Origin of the sequence: Streptomyces sp. NPDC090025, assembly GCF_044748125.1 — a bacterium.
In the GTDB taxonomy this organism is placed as follows: domain Bacteria; phylum Actinomycetota; class Actinomycetes; order Streptomycetales; family Streptomycetaceae; genus Streptomyces.
In genome coordinates this window covers 228052-248351 of the sequence record NZ_JBIVFL010000009.1, presented here as the reverse complement: position 1 = coordinate 248351, position 20300 = coordinate 228052, and the positions used below count along the sequence as shown (strand labels likewise).

The 20300-nt window shown below is 71.6% G+C and carries 19 protein-coding genes, 1 tRNA gene and 1 pseudogene; 12 read left to right on the top strand and 9 right to left on the bottom strand.

Features of this window, described 5'->3' with window-relative positions; genetic code table 11:
- Position 1 precedes the first annotated feature (1 nt).
- The 4 genes from ACIPXM_RS21940 to ACIPXM_RS21925 form a co-directional block, all read right to left on the bottom strand.
- The gene (locus ACIPXM_RS21940) at positions 2-421 is read right to left on the bottom strand and encodes a hypothetical protein (RefSeq protein WP_401657810.1); all 420 of its coding nucleotides are present in this window, start codon (positions 419-421) and stop codon (positions 2-4) included.
- Positions 414-1136 carry a JmjC domain-containing protein gene (locus tag ACIPXM_RS21935; RefSeq protein WP_401657808.1) on the bottom strand — a complete coding sequence of 241 codons (723 nt, stop codon included), beginning with the start codon at positions 1134-1136 and terminating at the stop codon, positions 414-416. Before ACIPXM_RS21935 ends, ACIPXM_RS21940 begins: the two co-directional genes overlap by 8 nt.
- A gap of 82 nt (positions 1137-1218) precedes the next feature.
- On the bottom strand, positions 1219-1464 hold the full coding sequence (locus ACIPXM_RS21930; protein ID WP_401657806.1) for a DUF397 domain-containing protein: 246 nt from the start codon (positions 1462-1464) through the stop codon (positions 1219-1221).
- Positions 1465-1656: 192 nt separating this feature from the next.
- Positions 1657-2088, bottom strand: a complete 432-nt coding sequence (locus ACIPXM_RS21925) for a hypothetical protein (RefSeq protein ID WP_401657804.1) — start codon at positions 2086-2088, stop codon at positions 1657-1659.
- Between the two features lie 102 nt (positions 2089-2190).
- Here ACIPXM_RS21925 and ACIPXM_RS21920 point away from each other — a divergent pair, with 102 nt between their 5' ends.
- Positions 2191-3024: a helix-turn-helix domain-containing protein gene (locus tag ACIPXM_RS21920; protein ID WP_401657802.1), complete on the top strand. Its 834-nt coding sequence runs from the start codon at positions 2191-2193 to the stop codon at positions 3022-3024.
- Positions 3025-3100: 76 nt separating this feature from the next.
- Here the strand turns inward: ACIPXM_RS21920 and ACIPXM_RS21915 are convergent, their stop codons facing one another.
- Both ACIPXM_RS21915 and ACIPXM_RS21910 read right to left on the bottom strand, forming a co-directional pair.
- On the bottom strand, positions 3101-3502 hold the full coding sequence (locus ACIPXM_RS21915) for a hypothetical protein (RefSeq protein ID WP_401657800.1): 402 nt from the start codon (positions 3500-3502) through the stop codon (positions 3101-3103).
- 103 nt (positions 3503-3605) lie between these two features.
- Positions 3606-5231, bottom strand: coding sequence for a beta-N-acetylhexosaminidase (locus tag ACIPXM_RS21910; RefSeq protein WP_401657798.1), 1626 nt, complete (start codon positions 5229-5231; stop codon positions 3606-3608).
- 214 nt (positions 5232-5445) lie between these two features.
- On the opposite strand from ACIPXM_RS21910, the gene ACIPXM_RS21905 reads away from it, so the two are divergent.
- Together ACIPXM_RS21905 and glmS are read left to right on the top strand one after the other, a co-directional pair.
- Positions 5446-5721, top strand: coding sequence for a hypothetical protein (locus ACIPXM_RS21905; protein ID WP_401657796.1), 276 nt, complete (start codon positions 5446-5448; stop codon positions 5719-5721).
- Between the two features lie 77 nt (positions 5722-5798).
- Positions 5799-7616, top strand: coding sequence for a glutamine--fructose-6-phosphate transaminase (isomerizing) (glmS, locus tag ACIPXM_RS21900; RefSeq protein WP_401657794.1), 1818 nt, complete (start codon positions 5799-5801; stop codon positions 7614-7616).
- 154 nt (positions 7617-7770) lie between these two features.
- Here glmS and ACIPXM_RS21895 read toward each other — a convergent pair whose 3' ends face one another.
- Together ACIPXM_RS21895 and ACIPXM_RS21890 are read right to left on the bottom strand one after the other, a co-directional pair.
- Positions 7771-8334 carry a GPR1/FUN34/YaaH family transporter gene (locus ACIPXM_RS21895; protein WP_401657792.1) on the bottom strand — a complete coding sequence of 188 codons (564 nt, stop codon included), beginning with the start codon at positions 8332-8334 and terminating at the stop codon, positions 7771-7773.
- Positions 8335-8521: 187 nt separating this feature from the next.
- A complete protein-coding gene (locus ACIPXM_RS21890; RefSeq protein ID WP_401657790.1) occupies positions 8522-9043 on the bottom strand; it encodes a universal stress protein in 522 nt (173 codons plus the stop codon).
- Positions 9044-9551: 508 nt separating this feature from the next.
- Between ACIPXM_RS21890 and ACIPXM_RS21885 the strand changes: the two are divergent.
- The 4 genes and pseudogenes from ACIPXM_RS21885 to ACIPXM_RS21870 all read left to right on the top strand — a co-directional run.
- Positions 9552-9740, top strand: a pseudogene (locus tag ACIPXM_RS21885) (hypothetical protein); the annotation flags it as partial.
- A gap of 337 nt (positions 9741-10077) precedes the next feature.
- Positions 10078-11250, top strand: coding sequence for a helix-turn-helix domain-containing protein (locus ACIPXM_RS21880; RefSeq protein WP_401657788.1), 1173 nt, complete (start codon positions 10078-10080; stop codon positions 11248-11250).
- A 128-nt stretch (positions 11251-11378) separates the two neighbouring features.
- Positions 11379-12029 (top strand): oligoribonuclease, encoded by a 651-nt coding sequence (gene orn, locus ACIPXM_RS21875; RefSeq protein WP_401657786.1) that lies wholly within the window; start codon positions 11379-11381, stop codon positions 12027-12029.
- Between the two features lie 127 nt (positions 12030-12156).
- Positions 12157-12229 (top strand) — tRNA-His (locus ACIPXM_RS21870).
- 135 nt (positions 12230-12364) lie between these two features.
- Here ACIPXM_RS21870 and ACIPXM_RS21865 read toward each other — a convergent pair.
- The gene (locus tag ACIPXM_RS21865; RefSeq protein ID WP_401657784.1) at positions 12365-13243 is read right to left on the bottom strand and encodes a glycosyltransferase family 2 protein; all 879 of its coding nucleotides are present in this window, start codon (positions 13241-13243) and stop codon (positions 12365-12367) included.
- A 234-nt stretch (positions 13244-13477) separates the two neighbouring features.
- Between ACIPXM_RS21865 and ACIPXM_RS21860 the strand changes: the two genes are divergently transcribed.
- The 5 genes from ACIPXM_RS21860 (at position 13478) to aspT (ACIPXM_RS21840) (ending at position 20273) form a co-directional block, all read left to right on the top strand.
- Positions 13478-14821 carry an ABC transporter substrate-binding protein gene (locus ACIPXM_RS21860; protein ID WP_401657782.1) on the top strand — a complete coding sequence of 448 codons (1344 nt, stop codon included), beginning with the start codon at positions 13478-13480 and terminating at the stop codon, positions 14819-14821.
- 11 nt (positions 14822-14832) lie between these two features.
- Positions 14833-15870, top strand: a complete 1038-nt coding sequence (locus ACIPXM_RS21855; RefSeq protein ID WP_401657780.1) for a carbohydrate ABC transporter permease — start codon at positions 14833-14835, stop codon at positions 15868-15870.
- Positions 15870-16694 carry a carbohydrate ABC transporter permease gene (locus ACIPXM_RS21850; RefSeq protein WP_401657778.1) on the top strand — a complete coding sequence of 275 codons (825 nt, stop codon included), beginning with the start codon at positions 15870-15872 and terminating at the stop codon, positions 16692-16694. Before ACIPXM_RS21855 ends, ACIPXM_RS21850 begins: the two co-directional genes overlap by 1 nt.
- A 148-nt stretch (positions 16695-16842) precedes the next feature.
- Positions 16843-18525, top strand: a complete 1683-nt coding sequence (aspT, locus tag ACIPXM_RS21845) for an aspartate-alanine antiporter (RefSeq protein WP_401657776.1) — start codon at positions 16843-16845, stop codon at positions 18523-18525.
- A 44-nt stretch (positions 18526-18569) separates the two neighbouring features.
- The gene (aspT, locus tag ACIPXM_RS21840) at positions 18570-20273 is read left to right on the top strand and encodes an aspartate-alanine antiporter (protein WP_401657774.1); all 1704 of its coding nucleotides are present in this window, start codon (positions 18570-18572) and stop codon (positions 20271-20273) included.
- Positions 20274-20300 lie beyond the last annotated feature (27 nt).

Below are 20300 nucleotides of genomic sequence, written 5' to 3'. Positions count from 1 at the left end.
GTCACTTCCCGTACGGGCAGGCGCCCCCTTCCGCACGGGGACAGCCGACGAGCGCCCGGGACACGTACTGCCCGGCCTTCGAGTAGTACCCGAGCACCACGTCGTTCCCCCGCACGAGCCCGAGCGTCGCCCGGACCCGCCGCAACCGGTCCCAGACCGGGAAGTGCTCCTCGTCGACGGGCGGGTTCCGGGTCAGCTCCCCCTCGACCCAGGCGAGCGCCCCGGCGACGTCGCCGTCCCCGTACGTGCCCACGAGCTGCGCGACGGGCTTGCGCAGCCAGTCCTTGATCTCGATCGGCGGATGATCGACCGGGACCTCACCCCGCCGGACCGCCGCGTCGGAGTGGGCGCGCCCGGTGTAGGCGTACGCGTGCCAGTGCCGGCCCGTCGTCCGGTCCTGGCCCCCGTCCGCGTCACCCACGACCGGCCGTCCTGGCGAGTTCCGCCAGCTCATCGGCCTCGCGGAGCAGCAGCGCGCCGATCAGATACTCCCTGGTCCACCGGACGGCGTCCTCGGGAGCGCGCAGCAGTGCGTCCGGCGGGATCGCGGCCCGCAGCGCGGGATCCGCGAGCGCCTGGGACAGGATCTCCCGCGTCATCTCGGACGCCAGCCAGTGGAACGTCCGCTCCTTGAGCGCGAACGTCAGGTGCAACGAGGGTTCGTCGCCCACGGTGTACGGCGAGTGCACGTACCCGCGCGGCAGCCAGAACACGTCGCCGGGGCGCAGCGTGAACGACCGGGCCGGGGGCGTGTGCGCGAGACGGCGCCGTTCCTCGGGGGTGAAGCCGCGCTCCAGGAAGTTGCCGTGTTCGAGCGTCGGGTGCTCGACGAACGGCGGGTGCAGCGGCCATGTCTTCCGGCCGGAGAGCTGGACGATGAGCGTGACGTACGGGTCGTAGTGGTACTTGAGCCCCTGGGCGCCCGTCGGGGTCAGGTACGCGTTGACGTGCGCGAGGCAGCCCGTCTCCCGCTGGATCTCGCGCCGCAGGACGCTCAGCGAAGGCTTGATCGTCTGGAGCTGCCGTACGGAGACGGTGCCCCCGTCGTCGAGGTGGGCGCGGTGGAAAAGGGTCGGTTCGGTGGGCCAGTTCGTGAGGATCTCCGGGACTTCGTCCACGAGATCGGCCAGCGGCATGGCTGACTCCTTCGGCTGTGCGGACGGGGGAGCCGGACGGGGTCCGGCGCCGTCCGGTGACGGCGCCGGACCCCGCCGTGGGTCAGCCGGTGGCCACCTCGGCCGTCGCGGTCCTGGCCAGCCAGCTCCGCGCGAACGCGGTGATCTCGGCAGCACTCATCCGCAGCTCGCGCCCCGCGCCCTCGGGCTTGCTGTCACCCAGCGCGTATCCGCCGCCGCGCAGCTCGGCGAGGGTGATGCAGCTCTCCATGCTTCCGTCGTTGTCCGTCCCGCCGCCGCAGAGCGCGGCGAGCTGGCCGGATACCTCCCGCGCGTACAGATCACTCATTACCGTGGTCTCCTGTCTCTGTCTTCGATGTCTTCGATGGGGACTGGGTCCCGTCCTCGGTCGGTCTTGCCGGACATCACCGAGGGCGGGACGTGACCGCTCCCCCATAACGAGGGGGCGGAGCGGCGGGGCATCGTCCGCGCGGGGGCGCGCAGAAGTGTTCGTGGATCGCCAGTGCTACCGACGCTTCGGTCACGGCCGTTCGATCCGCATCTTCGGCGGGTCGTGCGGGTGGTTACGGATCTCGACGACGCAGTCCACGGCGGCCGATTCGTCGTGCTGCGGCCCGGCGCCCATGTGCAGGTCGAACCGCTCCACGAGATACGCGCACGGCGCGCAGTCCGGTACGGGCACGGGCCGGGGCCGCAGCTCGTGGTCGGCGGAGAGGACGAGCGCGCGGGGCACGGGGGTGGTGAGGACGCGGATCCGAGCCCACTCGTCCTCGGTGGGCGCGCGCAGATCCCCGGGCACGGCGGTCCACTCGGCGCCGCCGCCGGGCGGACTGACGTGCACGCGGCCGGCTTGGGTGCGGAGCACGCGGCCGAGGCGGGGGGTTTCGTGGCTCGTGTCGGCGACGAAGGCGCCGTTCGACGGCGGCGGTTCGGGAAGGGGACGCGCGGCCACGGCCGCTCCTCTCTGTGACGGATTCACCACCAGGAGGCGTCAGCGTGGCCCAGGGTCGGGCATCCTTCAACTGGTCAACTCGCCGACTGCGAAGGAAGAGTTGTGGTCAATCGCAAGGTGTTGAATCCGGAGACCAGCCCACAGGCCGCGTTCGGCGCGCGTCTGCGCGGTCAGCGCGATGCGCGCGGCTGGAGCCAGAACACGCTGGCGACTCGGATGGCATGCTCCGGGCAGCACATTTCGGCCGTCGAAACAGGTCGCAAGCCGCCGACTCTCCCCTTCTCTCGAAGAGCTGACCAGGTCTTCGAGACCGCCGGAGCTGCGGAGTCGTTCGAGCGCGAGTGGCACGAGATGCGGGGCGGCAAGCTGTTGGAAGGATTCCCGGAGTACGTCGGCTACGAGAAACAAGCCATCGAGCTTCGCATCTTCGACGTCGGGATCATCCCGGGCCTTTTGCAGACGCCGGAGTACACCCATGCGGTGACCGCGACGGAGGTGCGCCGCGGCCAGGTGACACAGCAGCAGGCCGAGAGGCACATCTCGCTCGTCGCCGAACGCCAGGCCGCGGTGGCGCGACAATCACCCTTGACGTCCGTGGTGCTGGACGAGAGCTGCATCCGCCGCCGGATCGGCGGCGGCGCGGTCATGGACGCCCAGCTCCAGCATCTGATCGACTTCGCGGGGAGACATCGCACCATGCTTCAGGTGGTCCCGTTCGCCGTCGAAGGGATGCTGCCGTTCACCCGCCAGATCATCCTGCCCACCCTCCCCGACAGGTCCGTGGCCGCCTACGCCGAATCCCCTCTGCGCGGCTTCGTGGAACGCGAGACCAGCGCCGTGCGCACCCTGCTCATGCGCTTCCTCCAGCTCCAGGCCATATCGCTCTCGCAGGCGGATTCCGTGGCCCTGATCCAGGAGGCCCGGGAGAGCCTATGACCGTGCGGCCGCACGGGAATCGCCCCGTACGGCCGCACCACGTCAGCGCTCAGCGCTCAGCGCCCCGCTCCGCCCGTCAGAACCAGCAACGGATCGAGCTGGTCATGTCGTTGAAGTGCAGGACGACCTCAAGGCCGGTGTCGCCGCTGTTGGCGGCGGGGATGTAGTACTCGGAGCCGACTCCGTTGCCGTGCTCGTACAGCGAGAAGTCGTAGAACTTCGTCGCGGGCTTGAACGAGCTGATGGTGTCGTTCCACTCGTGCGGCAGGTTGAAGAGCTGGCTGCCCGCGCCCGACGCGCCGCAGTCGCCGCGGATGGTGAGCACCGCGCCGGTGTAGTTGCCGTTGGAGTAGGCGTAGCCGAGGACGGGGCCGCTGCCGATCGTCGTGTTGCTCGCGGCGTTGGCCGTGCCCGGGACCGCCAGGGTCATGACCAGTGCGGCCGCGGCCGCCATTCCCGTTACCACGATGCGCTTCATGTCGAGCCTTCCAATCGTCGTACCGGATGAGCCGTCAGGAGCCCGGCACCCAGTCGAACGGCGGCGCGCGCCAAGGGGGTTCAAAGAACTCCTCAAGCGCAGGTCAACCCGTCGCCCACGGCACCTGCGGGGAGCGGTAGAAGTCGACGCCGAGGGCCGTCAGACGCGGGCCCTGGCGGCCGAGGCGCTGGCGGTAGTCGGTCCAGTCGTGCTTGGCCGCCGGGGACCAGCCGAGTTCGGCGATGCCCGCCAGGCGCGGGAAGGCCATCCGGTCGATGTGGGCGCTGGTACTGATCGTCTCGGTCCACAGCGGGGCCTCGACGCCCGCGACGCCGGTGGCGGGCATGCCGGGCAGCAGGGTCGCCGGGTTCCAGTCGTAGGCGCGCTTGACCTCGACGAGGCCCGCCCAGTCCTGGCCGAGCGGAGTGGCGGCGGTGTACTTCATGTCGAGGTAGGCGCGGTCGGCGGGCGACATGATGATGCCGGTCCCGGCCTTGGCCGCGTTCACCACCTGCTGCTTCTCGGCGGCCGAGGAACCGTCCAGGCCCCAGTACTGGGCGAGCGCGCCGGGCGCCGGGGTGGCGCCGGTCAGCTGGTGCCAGCCGATGACGGTCTTGCCGTACTTGGCGACGATCGGCTGGACCTTGTCCATGAAGGTCACGTAGTCGGCGTGGCTGGTGGAGTGCGCCTCGTCGCCGCCGATGTGGAGGTAGCGGCCCGGGGTGAGCGCGGCCAGCTCGCGCACCACGTCGTCCACGAAGTCGTACGTGATCTGCTTCGGCGCGCACAGCGAGCTGAAGCCGACGTCGGTGCCGGTGTAGAGCGGCGGGGCGACGCCGTCGCAGTTGAGCTCGGCGTAGGAGGCGAGGGCCGCGTTGGTGTGGCCCGGCATGTCGATCTCCGGGACGACCTCCTGGTAGCGGGAGGCGGCGTAGCGGACGATCTCGCGGTAGTCGGCCTTGGTGTAGAAGCCGCCGGGGCCGCCGCCGACCTGGGTGGAGCCGCCGTACGTGGTGAGCCGGGGCCAGGAGTCGACGGCGATCCGCCAGCCCTGGTCGTCGCTCAGGTGCAGATGCAGCTTGTTGATCTTGTAGAGGGCGAGCTGGTCGATGTAGCGCTTGACCTGCTCGACGGTGAAGAAGTGCCGGGAGACGTCGAGCATCGCGCCCCGGTACGCGTAGCGCGGGGTGTCGGTGACCGTGCCGCCCGCGATCTTCCACGGCCCGGCCTGCACGGTGCGCTTCTCGACCGACGCGGGCAGCTGCTGGCGCAGCGTCTGCACGCCGCGGAAGAGCCCGGCGGCCGCCCTGGCGGTGAGCGTCACCCCGGCGGCGCCGGAGCGCAGCTCGTACCCTTCGTCGCCGAGCGTCGTGGCCTTCGGGTCGAGCCGCAGCAGGATGCCGCCGGACCCGGCGCCGTCATCGACGACCGGCAGCGGATAGCCGGTGGCGGGGCGGAGCAGCCCGGCGAGGTAGCCGCCGATCTCGCCGGAGGCCGGGTCGGCGGTGTCGACCCGGACGAGGGTGGCGGCGGTCAGCGTGTACGGGGAGCCGGCCGCGGTCACCTTGGCGGGCGCGGGCACCACGTCGCCGAGCGGGCGCACGGCGGGCGGTGCGGCGGCGGCCCCGGCGGAACCGGACGCGGCAGCACCCGCGGCTCCGGTGGCCCCGGCGGCCCCGGTGAGCAGCAGGCTGGCGAGGAGCAGGGGAAGCGTTCTGCGCGGACTCACAGGCAGATCCCTTTCGTCGGTACGACGGGCGACGGGCGACGGGCTTGCGACTGCGGCTATGCGTATCCGAACAGTCACCATGCGTACCGCGTGCCCCACCGAGGGGTCAAGGTGTAGACCAATTAACCCGTTCGGCGGCGTGATCATGACGTCCGCTGCCCGATATCGGGCAGGATTCTTGCAATGGGCGTCGAGAACCCCTCAATATTCTCGGGTGCTCGAACGCCGCACGTCGCACGACGACCTCATCGACCATCTGGTCCGCTCCACCTCGCTCCAGCGCGGCGAGGCGGCCCGGGTGGTGCTCGACGTGCTGGCGTACTTCGACGAGTCGACCGAGGAGTTCGTCCGCCGCCGCCACCGCGAGCTGCAGTCCGGAGGCTCGGTCAACGCCGAGATCTTCGAACGGATCGCCGCCGAACTGCCCCACCGCGCCGTGGCCCCGCCCGAACTCTCGCTCCGGCAGCTGCGCCGGATCGTCTACGGCTGAGCGACGGCCGAGCAGGCAACCGCTGAGCAGGCAACGACTGAGCACCACCCACCGACCCAAGGAGACTGGCCCCCACCATGTGCGGAATCGTCGGCTACATCGGCAAGCGTGACGTCGCCCCCCTCCTCCTCGAAGGACTCCAGCGGCTTGAGTACCGGGGTTACGACTCCGCCGGCATCGTCGTCACCAGCCCCAAGGCCGCCGGCCTGAAGATGGTGAAGGCCAAGGGCCGCGTCCGCGACCTGGAGGCCCGCGTCCCCAAGCGCTTCACCGGCACCACCGGCATCGCGCACACCCGTTGGGCCACCCACGGCGCCCCCAGCGACATCAACGCCCACCCGCACCTCGACGCCGACAACAAGGTCGCCGTCGTGCACAACGGCATCGTCGACAACGCCGCCGAGCTGCGCACCAAGCTGGAGGCCGAGGGCGTCGTCTTCCTCTCCGAGACCGACACCGAGGTCATCACCCACCTCATCGCCCGGTCCCAGGCCGACTCCCTGGAGGAGAAGGTCCGCGAGGCGCTCAAGCACATCGAGGGCACCTACGGCATCGCCGTCATGCACGCCGACTTCAACGACCGCATCGTGGTGGCCCGCAACGGCTCCCCGGTCGTCCTCGGCATCGGCGAGAAGGAGATGTTCGTCGCCTCCGACGTCGCCGCCCTGGTCGCCCACACCCGCCAGGTCGTCACCCTCGACGACGGCGAGATGGCCACCCTGAAGGCCGACGACTTCCGCACGTACACCACCTCCGGCGCGTCCACCAACGCCACGCCCGAGACCGTGGAGTGGGAGGCCGCCTCGTACGACATGGGCGGTCACGACACCTACATGCACAAGGAGATCTCCGAGCAGCCCGACGCGGTCGACCGCGTGCTGCGCGGCCGGATCGACGACCGCTTCTCCACCGTGCACCTCGGCGGCCTCAACCTCGATGCCCGCGAGGCCCGTTCGATCCGCCGGATCAAGATCCTCGGCTGCGGCACCTCGTACCACGCCGGTCTGATCGGCGCCTCCCTCATCGAGGGCATGGCCCGCATCCCGGCCGACGCCGAGCCCGCCTCCGAGTTCCGCTACCGCAACCCGGTCGTCGACCCCGACACCCTCTACATCGCGGTCTCCCAGTCCGGCGAGACCTACGACGTGCTCGCCGCCGTCCAGGAGCTCAAGCGCAAGGGCGCCCGCGTCCTCGGCGTGGTCAACGTGGTCGGCTCGGCCATCGCCCGCGAGGCCGACGGCGGCGTCTACGTGCACGCGGGCCCCGAGGTCTGCGTCGTCTCCACCAAGTGCTTCACCAACACGGTGGTCGCCTTCGCGCTGCTCGCCCTGCACCTCGGCCGGATCCGCGACCTGTCCGTCACCGACGGCAAGCGGATCATCGAGGGCCTGCGCAAGCTGCCCGGCCAGATCGAGGAGATCCTCAAGAGCGAGGACGACATCCGCAAGCTGGCCAAGAAGTACGCGGGCGCGCAGTCGATGATGTTCATCGGCCGGGTCCGTGGCTACCCGGTCGCCCTGGAGGCCTCCCTCAAGCTGAAGGAGATCTCCTACATCCACGCCGAGGCGTACCCGGCCTCCGAGCTGAAGCACGGTCCGCTGGCCCTCATCGAGCCCGCGCTGCCGACGGTCGCGATCGTCCCCGACGACGACCTCCTGGAGAAGAACCGCGCCGCCCTGGAGGAGATCAAGGCCCGCAGCGGCCGGATCCTCGCGGTCGCGCACCAGGTGCAGGAGAAGGCCGACCACACCATCGTCGTGCCGAAGAACGAGGACGAGCTGGACCCGATCCTGATGGGCATCCCGCTCCAGCTCCTCGCGTACCACACGGCGCTCGCCATGGGCCGCGACATCGACAAGCCGCGCAACCTGGCCAAGTCCGTCACGGTCGAATAGCGGACCCGCCGGGCCTGTCCCCCGGCCTCCGCGCCCGCCGGGCCTGTCCCCCGGCGCCGACCGGACACCGAAGACGGCCCTCGTCCACCCCAGGAGGACGAGGGCCGTCTCGCTCTTTCGTTTCCCGTACGGGCGTCCCGGCCCGCACGGGCGGTCAGCCCGCCGCTGCCGCCCCGCGGCCCGAGCGGGACAGGGCGAGCGGCCAGCCCGCGACCGCGGCCGTCGCGCCGTACCAGGCCGCGAGACCGGCCGCCGCGGCGATCCAGCCACCCGCCTTGGCCAGGCCCGAGTTGTCGGCGAGGGCGCCGATCCCGAGCAGCAGCAGGGCGACGAACAGCAGCCCGTACACGCCCTGTCCGAAGAGCCCGGAACCGCCGGACGCCAGGGTCAGGGTGAGCGCGAGCAGCGCCCACAGGAGCAGGAAGAGGCCGACGGCCTCGGCGGAGCCACTGCCGCCGACACCGGTGCCCCAGGTGAACCAGAAGGCGCCGAGCGCCACAGAGGCCGTGCCTTCACCGGTGTTGCCCGCGCGCAGCGCGAGCAGACCGACGACGAACAGGGCCACACCGCCGACCCAGGTCGCGAGCCCGGCGGCGTCCGACGCCCCGACGTGGTCGATCACGCCGGTGGAGCCGATGCCGAAGGCCAGCAGGGTCAGTCCGAGAGCGAGGTTTCCGAGCGTGGAGGTGGTGTTTCCCGCGGCGGCTTCATTGGACACGGCGGGCTCCCTTCAGGTGTGCAGTTGTGCTGCTTGGACCGCTTTGTGACGGTGCTTTTTATGTACCCTTCACAAGCACACAATCCACCTGCGAGCGGCTGAATTTATCGCCGGAACAAGGGAGTTGAACGCACGGGGCGGGTGTGACCGGTGGGACGGGACCCGCCCTACGGGATCGGGACCCGCCCTACGGGATGACGACGACCGGGCGCTGGGCGCGGCGGGCCAGCCGGCCGGCCACCGAGCCGAAGATCCGGCCGACGACGCCGTGCGTGGAGCCCACGACGATCGCGTCGGCCGAGTACTCCCGGCCGACCTCCTCCAGCTCGTGGCAGATGTCGCCGCCGCGCTCGACCAGGATCCAGGGCACCTCGGACAGGTGCTCCGCGCAGGCCAGCTCGAGTCCCAGGACCTCGGTGCGGTGGTCGGGCACGTCGACGAAGACGGGCGGCTCGCAGCCGGCCCACACGGTGGTGGGCAGCCGGTTGGCGACGTGCACGATGATCAGCCCTGAGCCGGAGCGGCGGGCCATGCCGATGGCGTACGCGAGGGCGCGCTCACTGGACATCGAGCCGTCGAAGCCGACGACGACACCGTGCCGGAAGGCCGGGTCGCAGGAGAGACGTGGTTGTTCCACCGCGAGGGGGTCGACCGTGGAGTCGGCGACGCGCTTGCGGTCCGCGGGTTCGGGGTATTCGTGACCGGCCATCGGTGTCTCGGCGAAGAGGGTCCTCTGGGAAGGGACGGAAGGGGACGGAACGACGGGGAGCAGAGCAGAGAGTCGCGGATCGTCGCGGGGAGCTGTGTCCGGGAATCATCTTCCCAAGCCCATACCCCCAAGGGTACGGCGACACTCCTCTCGTGCCCAGGGCGCCGACGGGGGTGCCCGTGCGACGTTGCAGGGAGCATGCACGAGCCCCGCGCCGTAGCGCAATGCCGGATGTGCCCTACAGGTGTCCTTAGGGGGGCCAAACGGGCGTCCCGCGCAGTGACCGGAACGTTCCGCTCCTCGTTTCCAGCAGGTCAACGTCACCGTCGCAGGGAGCCCGCCCGTGCCCGCACCGTCGCCCATGGACACCGACACCCACCCCGACTCCTGGCTCGCACCCGCCACGCCGGCCCGGCCCCCGGTGCCCGCCGGGCGCGGGCGCCGCCGGGCCAGGCCCGGCGGCGCCGCACCGGCCGCGCCCGCGGAGCGCGCGGCGGACATCGCACCGACGGCGCACGAGGGACCGGCGCCCGACCCGGGGGGCGAGGTGGTCCGCTGGGCGGTGTTCTGCTGCGTGCTCGTCCCGGTGGTGCTCCTCGTGTACGGCACCTCGCTCGGCGGGGCCGCCGGGACCGCCCTCGGACTGCTCGCCGTGACGGCGGTCTGCCGGGTGCTCCTGAGACGCTCGGAACGGGGTCTGCGGGCCGAGCACCACTCGCGGAGTTGACAGGGTCGCACAGCCGATCCCGTATGTTTTCAGCCAAGTTCCGGTCAACGAAGAGCCCTTGGCCGAAGACCGCGCAACCCGCGTAGTACCAGGCATCACCGCGTTGGGCTGGGGTTCCCGATCGAATGCTTCGCGCCAAGTTGCCATGTCGACAATCTGCCGGAACGAGAACGTGGCACCCGGGTGCCACCGGACGCAGTAGATTCGATCATGGATACCGAAGACTGGGGTCTCGCGCAAAACCGAGGGGAAACGTGGCACAGCGACACGACCAGGGAGACGCCAACACCGAGGGGGGCTTAGCGTCATGAGCCAGGACTCCGCCGCACCAGAGGCGGTACGGAAGCTGTCCGGGCGCCGCCGTCGCGAAGTCGTCGCGGTACTGCTGTTCAGCGGTGGCCCCATTTTCGAGAGCTCCATCCCGCTCTCCGTTTTCGGCATCGACCGCCAGGACGCGGGGGTGCCACGCTATCGACTGCTCGTATGCGCCGGCGAGGACGGCCCCCTGCGGACCACAGGCGGGCTCGAACTCACCGCGCCGTACGGCCTGGAGGCGATCAGCCGGGCGGGCACCGTGGTCGTGCCCGCATGGCGCTCGATCACCTCGCCGCCGCCCCCGGAGGCGCTCGAAGCGCTCCGCCGGGCGCACGAGGAGGGCGCGCGCATCGTCGGTCTGTGCACCGGCGCGTTCGTGCTCGCCGCCGCCGGACTGCTCGACGGCCGCCCGGCGACCACCCACTGGATGTACGCGCCGACGCTCGCCAAGCGCTACCCGTCGGTCCATGTGGACCCGCGGGAGCTGTTCGTCGACGACGGCGACGTGCTGACCTCCGCCGGTACCGCGGCCGGCATCGACCTGTGTCTGCACATCGTGCGGACCGACCACGGCACGGAGGCCGCCGGGGCGCTCGCCCGCAGGCTCGTCGTCCCGCCGCGGCGCAGCGGCGGCCAGGAGCGCTACCTCGACAGGTCTTTACCCGAGGAGATCGGCGCCGACCCGCTCGCCGAGGTCGTCGCCTGGGCCCTTGAGCACCTGCACGAGCAGTTCGACGTGGAGACGCTCGCCGCCCGCGCGTACATGTCCCGGCGGACCTTCGACCGCCGGTTCCGCTCGCTGACCGGCTCGGCGCCGCTGCAGTGGCTGATCACCCAGCGGGTGCTCCAGGCGCAGCGGCTCCTGGAGACCTCCGACTACTCGGTCGACGAGGTCGCGGGCCGCTGCGGGTTCCGTTCGCCGGTGGCCCTGCGCGGTCACTTCCGGCGGCAGCTGGGCTCCTCGCCCGCCGCCTACCGGGCGGCGTACCGGGCCCGGCGTCCGCAGGGCGACGGCGGTACGGCGGTGCTCGACGCGATGGTCCCGGCGCAGGCGCAGCTCCAGGGCGCGCCACGGCGCCCGGGCCACCTGCTGGAGTCGGCCAAGCCGGGCTCCGACGTGTACGCGCCGGGCCGGGCGGCCCTGCCGGGCCAGCGCATGCCGTAGCGCACAGCACCACAGCAGGACCCGCCGAAGGGCGTCCGGGCAGCGGCCCGGGCGCCCTTCGGGCCGTCCGGGGCGCCCCGGCCCCGGCCCCGGCCATGATCCGCCGGACAGGCCCTAAGGTGGGACGCATGAACGATCGCATGGTGTGGATCGACTGCGAGATGACCGGGCTCTCGCTGACGGAAGACGCACTCATCGAGGTGGCCGCGCTGGTCACCGACTCGGAACTGAACGTGCTCGGCGAAGGCGTGGACATCGTGATCCGCCCGCCGGACGCAGCCCTGGAGACCATGCCGGACGTGGTGCGCCAGATGCACACGTCCTCCGGCCTGCTCGACGCCCTCGCCGCCGGGACCACCCTGGCCGACGCGGAGGCCCAGGTCCTCGCGTACATCCGCGAGCACGTCAAGGAGCCCGGCAAGGCCCCGCTGTGCGGGAACTCGGTCGGTACCGACCGCGGGTTCCTCGCCCGCGACATGCCGGCCCTGGAGGGACACCTCCACTACCGGATCGTCGATGTCTCCTCGGTCAAGGAACTGGCCCGCCGCTGGTACCCGAGGGCGTACTTCAACAGTCCGGACAAGAACGGCAACCACCGGGCGCTCGCCGACATCCGCGAGTCCATCGCGGAGCTGCGCTACTACCGCGAGGCGATCTTCGTCCCGCAGCCCGGTCCGGACTCGGAGACCGCGAAGAGCATCGCGGCCCGGCACGTCCTGTCCGCCGAGCAGCACGCCGAGCAGTCGGCCGCGTCGTCCGCCGCGCAGTCCGCCGAATAGCCCTCCGCACACCCGGCTCGCGCCCACCGGATCCCCCTGGGGAAAACGTGTGCGCGAGCACCCCCCAGAACCCTGTAGACTTCTTCTCGGCCGGTCAGGGAAACCTTCGGGTGAACAGCCGGTCATGGTGGGTGTAGCTCAGCTGGTAGAGCACCTGGTTGTGGTCCAGGATGCCGCGGGTTCGAGTCCCGTCACTCACCCTGGTGAGACAGAGGCCCGGTTCGGAAGAACCGGGCCTCTGTCGTTGTACGCCGCCGACATAAGAAAGAGGACGGGCCCGCCCCCCGAAGGAGCGGGCCCGTCCTCCTGTTGTCCGTGAGTCAGGTCACTCCCGGTCAGATCACCGGCGGGCGGCCCAGTCGGCCCATCCGCCACACCGTCGACCAGCTCATCGGGCGGCGGGTGCCCGCCGAGCGGCGGACGCCCTCGAAGAAGCCGGCGAACCAGGCGCCGAGGCCGGGCAGCGAGCGGGTGCGGGCCAGCGTGAGCAGCGTCCAGACGCCGAGGTAGACCGGGACCAGCGGGGCGGGCAGGTTGCGCTTGGCGAGCCAGACCCGGTTGCGGGCGGTCATCCGGTAGTAGACGGCGTGCCGGGCCGGGCTGGTCTTCGGGTGCTGGAGGAGCAGCTCCGGCTCGTACCGGACCGTCCAGCCGCCGTCGAGCGCGCGCCAGGCGAGGTCGGTCTCCTCGTGGGTGAAGAAGAAGTCCTCGGGCCAGCCGCCGACCTGGTCGAGCATCGTCATGGACAGGCCGTGGCCGCCGCCGAGGAAGGTGGTCACCTCGCCCGCCCGCATCGGGTCCTTGGCGCCGAGCCGCGGGATGTGGCGGCGCTGGGTCTCGCCGTGCTCGTCGGCGATCCGGAAGGAGACGATGCCGAGCGCCGGGTCCGCCTCGTACAGGTCGCACATCCGCCGGAAGACGTCCGTGTCGACGAGCAGGCCGTCGTCGTCGAGGTCGACGAGGACGTCGACGTCACCGAAGGCCCGCAGGGTCTCGATGGCGACGTTGCGGCCGCCCGAGACTCCCCGGTTCTCCGGCAGCTCCACGCCGTGCACGCCCTCGGGCAGCTCGGCGAGGGAGCCCGCCCCGTTGCCGATCACGACCACGCGGGTGGCCCGCTCGTCCTGCCGGTCCACCGAGGCGAGCAGCGCCCGCAGCTCCTTGGGGCGGGTGCCCATCGTCAGCACCGCCACACCCACGCGCGGTCGCGCCACAGCCCACTCTCCGTCCGGTCCAACGCCTGCTTCGGGTTTCGCGATGCTAGCCGCACCGACCCCGTACGTTCACATGAAGGGGGTGCGCCGCTCGTGCGGCCTTCACCCTTCCGCTCTCATCATCGCAAGATTTCGCCCGCGCGGGTGGCACGGGCGGGCCCGGCCGGGTGGCACGCGGCCGGGCCCCGGGCGCCGGGTGCCGTCCGGCCGCGCCCGGCGCACTACGGTCGCGCCATGAGCGCCAGGAGACGGACCGGGCCGGCCGTGCGACGCGCGCTGCTCGGGGCGCTGCTGCCGCTGGTCCTGCTGGCCGGGGCCGGGTGCGCGACCGATCCGCCGGAGCCGCGCGCCGCGGCCCGGGACGGCGCGGTGGATCCGGCCGGGCGGCCGGTCACGCTCACCGTCGGCGTGTTCGGCGCCTTCGGCCTGAAGGAGGCCGGTCTGTACGACGCGTACATGCGGCTGCACCCCGGGATCGCGGTCCGGCAGAGCTCCATCGAGCGCAACGAGAACTACTACCCGCAGCTGCTCACCCATCTGGTCACCGGCTCCGGGCTCGCCGATGTGCAGGCCGTCGAGGTCGGCAACATCGCCGAGGTGGTCGCCACCCAGGGCGGGCGGCTGCTCGACCTGGGCGCGGTGCCCGGGGTGGACCGGGCCGCGTTCCTGCCGTGGAAGTGGGCACAGGGCACCGGCCGGGACGGCCGTACGGTCGCCCTCGGCACCGACATCGGGCCGCAGGCGGTCTGCTACCGCAAGGACCTGTTCGCGCGGGCCGGGCTGCCGACCGGGCGGGCGGCGGTGGCCCGGCTGTGGGCCGGGAACTGGCGGCGGTTCCTGGCGGCGGGGCGGCGCTTCGCGGCCCGGGCGCCGCGCGGGACGGCGTTCACCGACTCGGCGTCCGGGGTGCTCGCGGCGGCCACCGGCAGCGCCGCCGTCCGTTTCTACGACGAGCGGGGCGCGCTGGTCGTGGACCGCAATCCGGCGGTACGGGATGCCTGGGACCTGGCGGCCTCGTTCGCGCGCGAGGGGCTGACCGCCCGGCTGCAGCAGTTCACGCCCGGCTGGGACCAGGGCTTCGCGAACGGGGCGTTCGCCACGGTGGCCTGCCCGGCGTGGATGCTCGGCTACATCGAGGACAAGGCGGGCCCGGCCGGGCGGGGCCGCTGGGACGTGGCGGCCGCGCCCCGGCCGGGGGCCTGGGGCGGTTCGTTCCTGGTGGTCCCGGCGGCCGGGCCGCACCGCACGGAGGCGGCCCGGCTGGCCGCCTGGCTGACCGCGCCCGCCCAGCAGGCCCGGCTGTTCGCCCGGCGCGGCAGCTTCCCCAGCGCCTCGGCGGCCTACCGGCTCCCGGCGGTCGCCGACGCCCGGCACCCGTACTTCGGGGACGCGCCGGTGGGCCGGATCTTCGCCGGGGCGGCGCTCGGGGTGCCGCGGGCGCCGGTCGGCCCGAAGGACGGGCTGATCGCCCAGCACCTCGCCGACCTGGGGATGCTCCAGGTCGACCAGGCGGGCCGGGACCCGGACGGGGCCTGGCGGGCGGCGCTGCGGTCCATCGACAACGCGCTCGACCGGTAGGGCGGGCGACCGTGACGGACCTCCCGGCCGACGATCTGTCCACGAGCGGCCTCCCGGCCGGTGAGCTGCCCGGCCGCGAGGGCCCGGCGGCGGCCGCACCGGAACCGGCCGACGTGACCCGCGCGGGGCCCCGCGCCCGTACCGGGTCCAAGGCCCGCACCCGGCGCGGGACCGGGCGCTGGGTGCCGTACGCGCACGTCGCGCCCTTCCTCCTGCTCTTCGGCGCCTTCGGGCTCTTCCCGCTCCTCTACACCGGCTGGGCGTCGCTGCACCGGGTCGAGCTGACCGCGCTCGACCGGTGGGAGTGGGTCGGGGCGCGCAACTACACGCGGCTCGCGGACGACCCGTACTTCTGGAACGCGCTCGGCAACACCGTCACCATCGGGATCCTGTCGACCGTCCCCCAGCTGCTGCTCGCGCTCGCGGTGGCGCAGCTGCTCGACGTACGGCTGCGGGGGCGCGGCTTCTTCCGGGTGGTGGCGCTCGCCCCGTACGCGACGTCGGTGGCGGCGGCGACCCTGGTGTTCGCGCTGCTCTTCGGGCGGGACCACGGCCTGGTGAACTGGCTGCTCGGGGTGGTCGGGCTCGCACCGGTGGACTGGCAGAACGGGCCGTGGGCGGCGAAGGCGGCGGTCTCCACGATCGTGGTGTGGCGGTGGACCGGCTACAACGCGCTGATCTACCTGGCCGCGATGCAGACCGTGCCGCGCGAGCTGTACGAGGCGGCCGCCCTCGACGGGGCCTCCCGGTGGCGGGCGTTCGTCCATGTGACGCTGCCCGCGCTGCGGCCGACGATCCTGTTCACGGTGGTCGTGTCGACGATCGGGGCGACCCAGCTGTTCGGCGAGCCGCTGCTGTTCGGGGCGGGCGCGGGGGCGTCCGGCGGCGCGGACCGGCAGTTCCAGACGCTCGGTCTGTATCTGTACGAGCAGGGCTGGGTGAATCTGCACCTGGGCCGGGCCTCGGCGATCGCCTGGGTGATGCTCGGGCTGCTGCTGATGGTGTTCGGGGCCGCCAGGCTCGTACGGGCGAGGGTGGGGCGACTCTGATGCGGAGCGGGCGCACACCGTGGGGCGGCTACCCGCTGCTCGGGCTGTTCGCGGCCGTCTCGCTGTTCCCGCTGCTGTGGGCGGCGGTCGCGGCCTCCCGGACCAGCACCCGGCTCGCGCACACCCCGCCGCCGCTGCGCCTCGGCCGGAATCTGCCCGGGCATCTGGCGGTGGCCTGGACCGACGCGCGGCTCGGTGCGGCGCTCGGGAACACGCTGGTGGTGGCGGGTCTGACGGCGGTGGGCACGGTGCTGGTGGCGACGCTCGCCGGGTTCGCGTTCGCGCGGCTGCGGTTCCGGTTCCGGGGCGCGCTGTTCGCCCTGGTGGTGGGGACGATGCTGATCCCGCCGCAGCTCGGGGTGGTGCCGCTGTATCTGCTCGTCGCCCGGCTGCGCTGGACGGACGGGCTACAGGCGGTGGTGCTGCCGGGCCTGGTGTCGGCGTTCGGGGTGTTCTTCATGCGCCAGCACCTGCTGCGGGCGCTGCCGCCGGAACTCCTGGAGGCGGCCCGGGTGGACGGGGCGGGGGCGCTGCGGATCCTGTGGCACGTGGTGTTCCCGGCGGCGCGGCCCGCGATGGCGGTGCTCGGGGGCCTGAGCTTCGTGGCGGCCTGGAACGACTTCTTCTGGCCGGTGCTGGTGCTGACCCAGACCGGGAACCCGACGGTGCAGGTGGCGCTGACCGGGCTCGGCCGCGGGCACATCCCGGATCCGTCGGTGGTGATGGCGGGGGCGCTGCTCGGGACGGTGCCGCTGCTGCTGGTGTTCGCGGTGCTGGGGCGGCAGATCGTGGGCGGGGTGATGGGGGGCGCGGTGAAGGGCTGAGGGAACCGGGCCGGGGCCGGAGGCGGGTTCCGACACGCTCACTCGTTCGGCGGCAGTGGCGGGCTGGCGGACCTCCCCCACTGTTAACTTCCCCTTATGTCCGATATCTTCACAATCCTCCACCGCGTACGGGCCGGGTGACGCCGTCGTGGGAGTGATCAAGGACCATCCCGAACTCGCCGTCTTCCTCTGCCTCGGCCTCGGCTACCTCGTCGGGAAGCTGCGCGTCGGCCCCATCACCCTCGGCGGCATCTGCGGCACTCTGATCGTCTCGCTGCTGCTCGGCGCCTGGACCAAGGTCGAGGTCGCCGGTGACGTCAAGACCATCTTCTTCGCGATCTTCATCTTCGCCCTCGGCTACATGGCGGGACCGCAGTTCTTCGCGAACCTCAACAAGAACAGCCTGCGCTTCTTCGCCCTGTGCGGCATCGAGGTCGTCTGCGTGGTCGGCATCGCGCTCGGCCTCGCCAAGGCGTTCGACCTCGACGTCGGCACCGCGTCCGGCATTCTGGCCGGTGCCGCGACCGAGTCCGCCGTCGTCGGCACCGCCACCGAGGCGATCGGCAAGCTGAACGACCTGACGGCCGAGCAGATCAGCACGTATCAGGGCCATGTGGCCACCGCGTACACCGTCTGCTACCTGTTCGGCCTGGTCACCATCGTCATCTACACCAGCCAGCTGATGCCGATGATGCTGCGGATCAACCTCGCCGACGCCTCGCGCGCGCTGTGGGAGAAGATGCGCGGCGGCGGGGGCGGCCTGGAGTCCGACGAGCGCGAGGCGCTGCCGACCATGGTCGGCCGGACCTTCCTCGTCACCCTCGCCGACGGCGCCAAGGTCGGCGATCTGGAGCGGCAGCTCGGCGAGCGGATCACCGTCGAGGCGGTGAAGCGCGGCAGCAAGGTCTACACGCCACCGCCGGCCGACTTCGAGCTGACCCTCTCCGACCTGGTGCTCGCGGTGGGCCGCCGGTCCAACATCATCGAGGCCGGACGGATCATCGGCCCCGAGACCCCGGCCGTGCCCGGCCTCGACACCCCCCTCGCCACCAGCCAGGTATCGCTCACCGACAAGTCGGTGGCCGGTCAGACCCTGGACGGCCTGGTGAAGAGCCACCCGGAGCTGGGCCGCAGCGGGGTGTACGTCACCGAGGTGCAGCGCGGCGACCAGGTGCTGCCCGCCACCCCGGACACCCAGGTCGCGCGCGGCGACGTGCTGACCCTGGTCGGCGCCCGGTCCTCGCTCGGCAGCCTGGTGAAGAAGATCGGCTCGGTGGTCAAGAACGACGCCACCGACTTCATCTACCTCGGCGCGGGCATCGCCGCCGGTTCGCTGCTCGGCCAGGTCGTGGTCCGCTTCGGCGACGTCCCGATGTCGCTCGGCACCGGCGGCGGCTGTCTGATCTCCGGCCTGCTGTTCGGCTGGTTCCGGTCCCGCAGCCAGACCTTCGGCGCGTTCCCGCCGCAGGCCGCCACCACCCTCAAGGACATGGGCCTCGCGGTCTTCATCGCCTGCACCGGCCTGGTGTCAGGCCCGCAGGCGTGGCCGCTGCTCAAGGAGTACGGGGCGCTGCTGCCGTTCGCGGGCATCGCGATGGTGCTGGTCCCCGCAACGATCTCGCTGGTCGTCGGCCGGAAGCTGCTGAAGATCGAGAGTCCGCTGCTGATCGGTGCCATCGCCGGGCAGCAGTGCTCGACCCCGGCGATCACCTCGGTCACCCAGGTCGCCCAGAGCTCCGTGCCGATGCTGGGCTACACGATCACCTACGCCCTGTCCAACTTCCTGCTCCCGCTCACCGGACCGCTGCTCGTCGGCGTCCTCGGCGCCTGACCGGCCGTGACCGGCCATGAGAGGACGAGAGGACTCATGACCTCATGATCGACTTCCTCAACCGGAACATCTTCCACCCGCACCCCGAACTGCTCGTCTTCATCACCGTCGCGCTCGGCTTCCTCTTCGGGAAGCTCCGCTGGCGGGCGATCGCGCTCGGCGCGGTCACCGGCTGTCTGGTGGCCGGGCTGCTGCTCGGCGCCCAGTTCAAGGTGACCATCGACGCCACCGTGAAGAACCTGTTCTTCACGCTGTTCCTGTTCGCCCTCGGCTACAAGGTCGGCCCGCAGTTCTTCCGCGGCCTGAAGAAGGACGGTCTGCCGCAGGTCCTCAACGCCGTCATCGTCTGTGTGACGGGTCTGCTCGTCTCCTGGGGCTTCGCCGTGATGCTCGGGTACGGCCCCGGGCTCTCGGCCGGTCTGCTCGGCGGCGCGCTCACCCAGTCCGCCGTCATCGGTGTCGCCCAGGACGCCATCGGCAACCTGCCCGGCCTGTCCGCCGACCAGATCAAGAACGAGGAGAACCTGGTCGCGGTCGGCTACGCGGTGACGTACCCGCTCGGCACCATCCTGTGCGCGATGCTCCTCGCCAACGTGCTGCCCAAGCTCTACCGGCGCGACCTGGCGGCCGAGTCCGCCACCCTCGCCAAGGAGCTGGACGCCCCGGACGACAACCCGGACCTGGCCGAGGGCTACTACGAGGTCGTGCTCCGCGCGTACACCATCCAGCACGCCGACCTGGTCGGCCGCACGATCGACGACTTCGAGCAGCAGCAGAAGGAACTCGGCCACCGCATCTACATCACCCGGGTGCGGCGCGACGGGGCGATCCTCGACCACGACCAGCAGACCGTGCTGCGCACCGGCGACGTGGTCGCGATCAGCGCGCTGCGCGGCTCGCTGATCGAGTTCGACGCCCGCAGCCACATCGGGTCCGAGAGCGACGACGTCGAACTGCTCGGCTACGAGACCGAGTCGCTGCACGTGGTCGCCTCCGAGAAGGCCCAGCTCGGCAAAACCGTCGCGGAGCTGCGCCGGGAGCCGTTCATGGTCGGCGTCTACATCGACAAGATCTACCGCTCCGGCGCGGACTTCCCGTACCGGCTCTCCACCAAGCTGGAGCGCGGCGACACCGTCATCCTGACCGGTCCGAAGCGGCTCGTGGACCCGGCGGGCAAGGCGATCGGCAAGCCGGTGCCGACCTCCTTCGCCACCGACATGCTCTGGGTCGGCCTCGGCGTCTTCCTCGGCGGCTGCGTCGGCATCCCGGCGCTCACCGTCTCCGGTGTGCCGATCTCGCTGTCCACCTCCGGCGGCGCGCTGATCATGGGCCTGGTCTTCGGCTGGATCCGCGGCAAGTACCCGACGTACGGCAACGTCCCGCCCGGCGCCCAGTGGTTCATGGACACCTTCGGGCTGTGCGCCTTCGTCGCGGTCGTCGGCATCAACGCGGGCCCGAGCTTCACCAGCGGCCTGTCGACGGCCGGCTGGGGGCTGCTGCTGTGGGGCGCGGTCGCCACCGTGATCCCGCTGCTCGTCGGCTTCCTGGTCGGCCACTACATCCAGAAGATCAGGTTCCCGATCCTGATGGGTGTGCTGGCCGGTGACCAGACCACCACGGCGGCGATCGGCGCCATCAACGAACAGTCCAGATCCCAGATCCCGACGCTCGGCTACACGATCCCGTACGCGGTGGGCAACGTCCTGCTGACCATCTGGGGCGCCGTGATCGTCATCCTCAACCACTGACGTGCCCCCCACCCCCACCACCTGACG

Bases quoted from the DNA above. Each gene is read 5' to 3' on its own strand.
- ACIPXM_RS21935 (WP_401657808.1), bottom strand. From the start codon at position 1,136: ATGCCGCTGGCCGATCTCGTGGACGAAGTCCCGGAGATCCTCACGAAC.
- ACIPXM_RS21930 (WP_401657806.1), bottom strand. From the start codon at position 1,464: ATGAGTGATCTGTACGCGCGGGAGGTATCCGGCCAGCTCGCCGCGCTC.
- ACIPXM_RS21915 (WP_401657800.1), bottom strand. From the start codon at position 3,502: ATGAAGCGCATCGTGGTAACGGGAATGGCGGCCGCGGCCGCACTGGTC.
- glmS (WP_401657794.1), top strand. From the start codon at position 5,799: ATGTGCGGAATCGTCGGCTACATCGGCAAGCGTGACGTCGCCCCCCTC.
- ACIPXM_RS21890 (WP_401657790.1), bottom strand. From the start codon at position 9,043: ATGGCCGGTCACGAATACCCCGAACCCGCGGACCGCAAGCGCGTCGCC.
- ACIPXM_RS21880 (WP_401657788.1), top strand. From the start codon at position 10,078: ATGAGCCAGGACTCCGCCGCACCAGAGGCGGTACGGAAGCTGTCCGGG.
- orn (WP_401657786.1), top strand. From the start codon at position 11,379: ATGAACGATCGCATGGTGTGGATCGACTGCGAGATGACCGGGCTCTCG.
- ACIPXM_RS21860 (WP_401657782.1), top strand. From the start codon at position 13,478: ATGAGCGCCAGGAGACGGACCGGGCCGGCCGTGCGACGCGCGCTGCTC.
- ACIPXM_RS21850 (WP_401657778.1), top strand. From the start codon at position 15,870: ATGCGGAGCGGGCGCACACCGTGGGGCGGCTACCCGCTGCTCGGGCTG.
- aspT (WP_401657774.1), top strand. From the start codon at position 18,570: ATGATCGACTTCCTCAACCGGAACATCTTCCACCCGCACCCCGAACTG.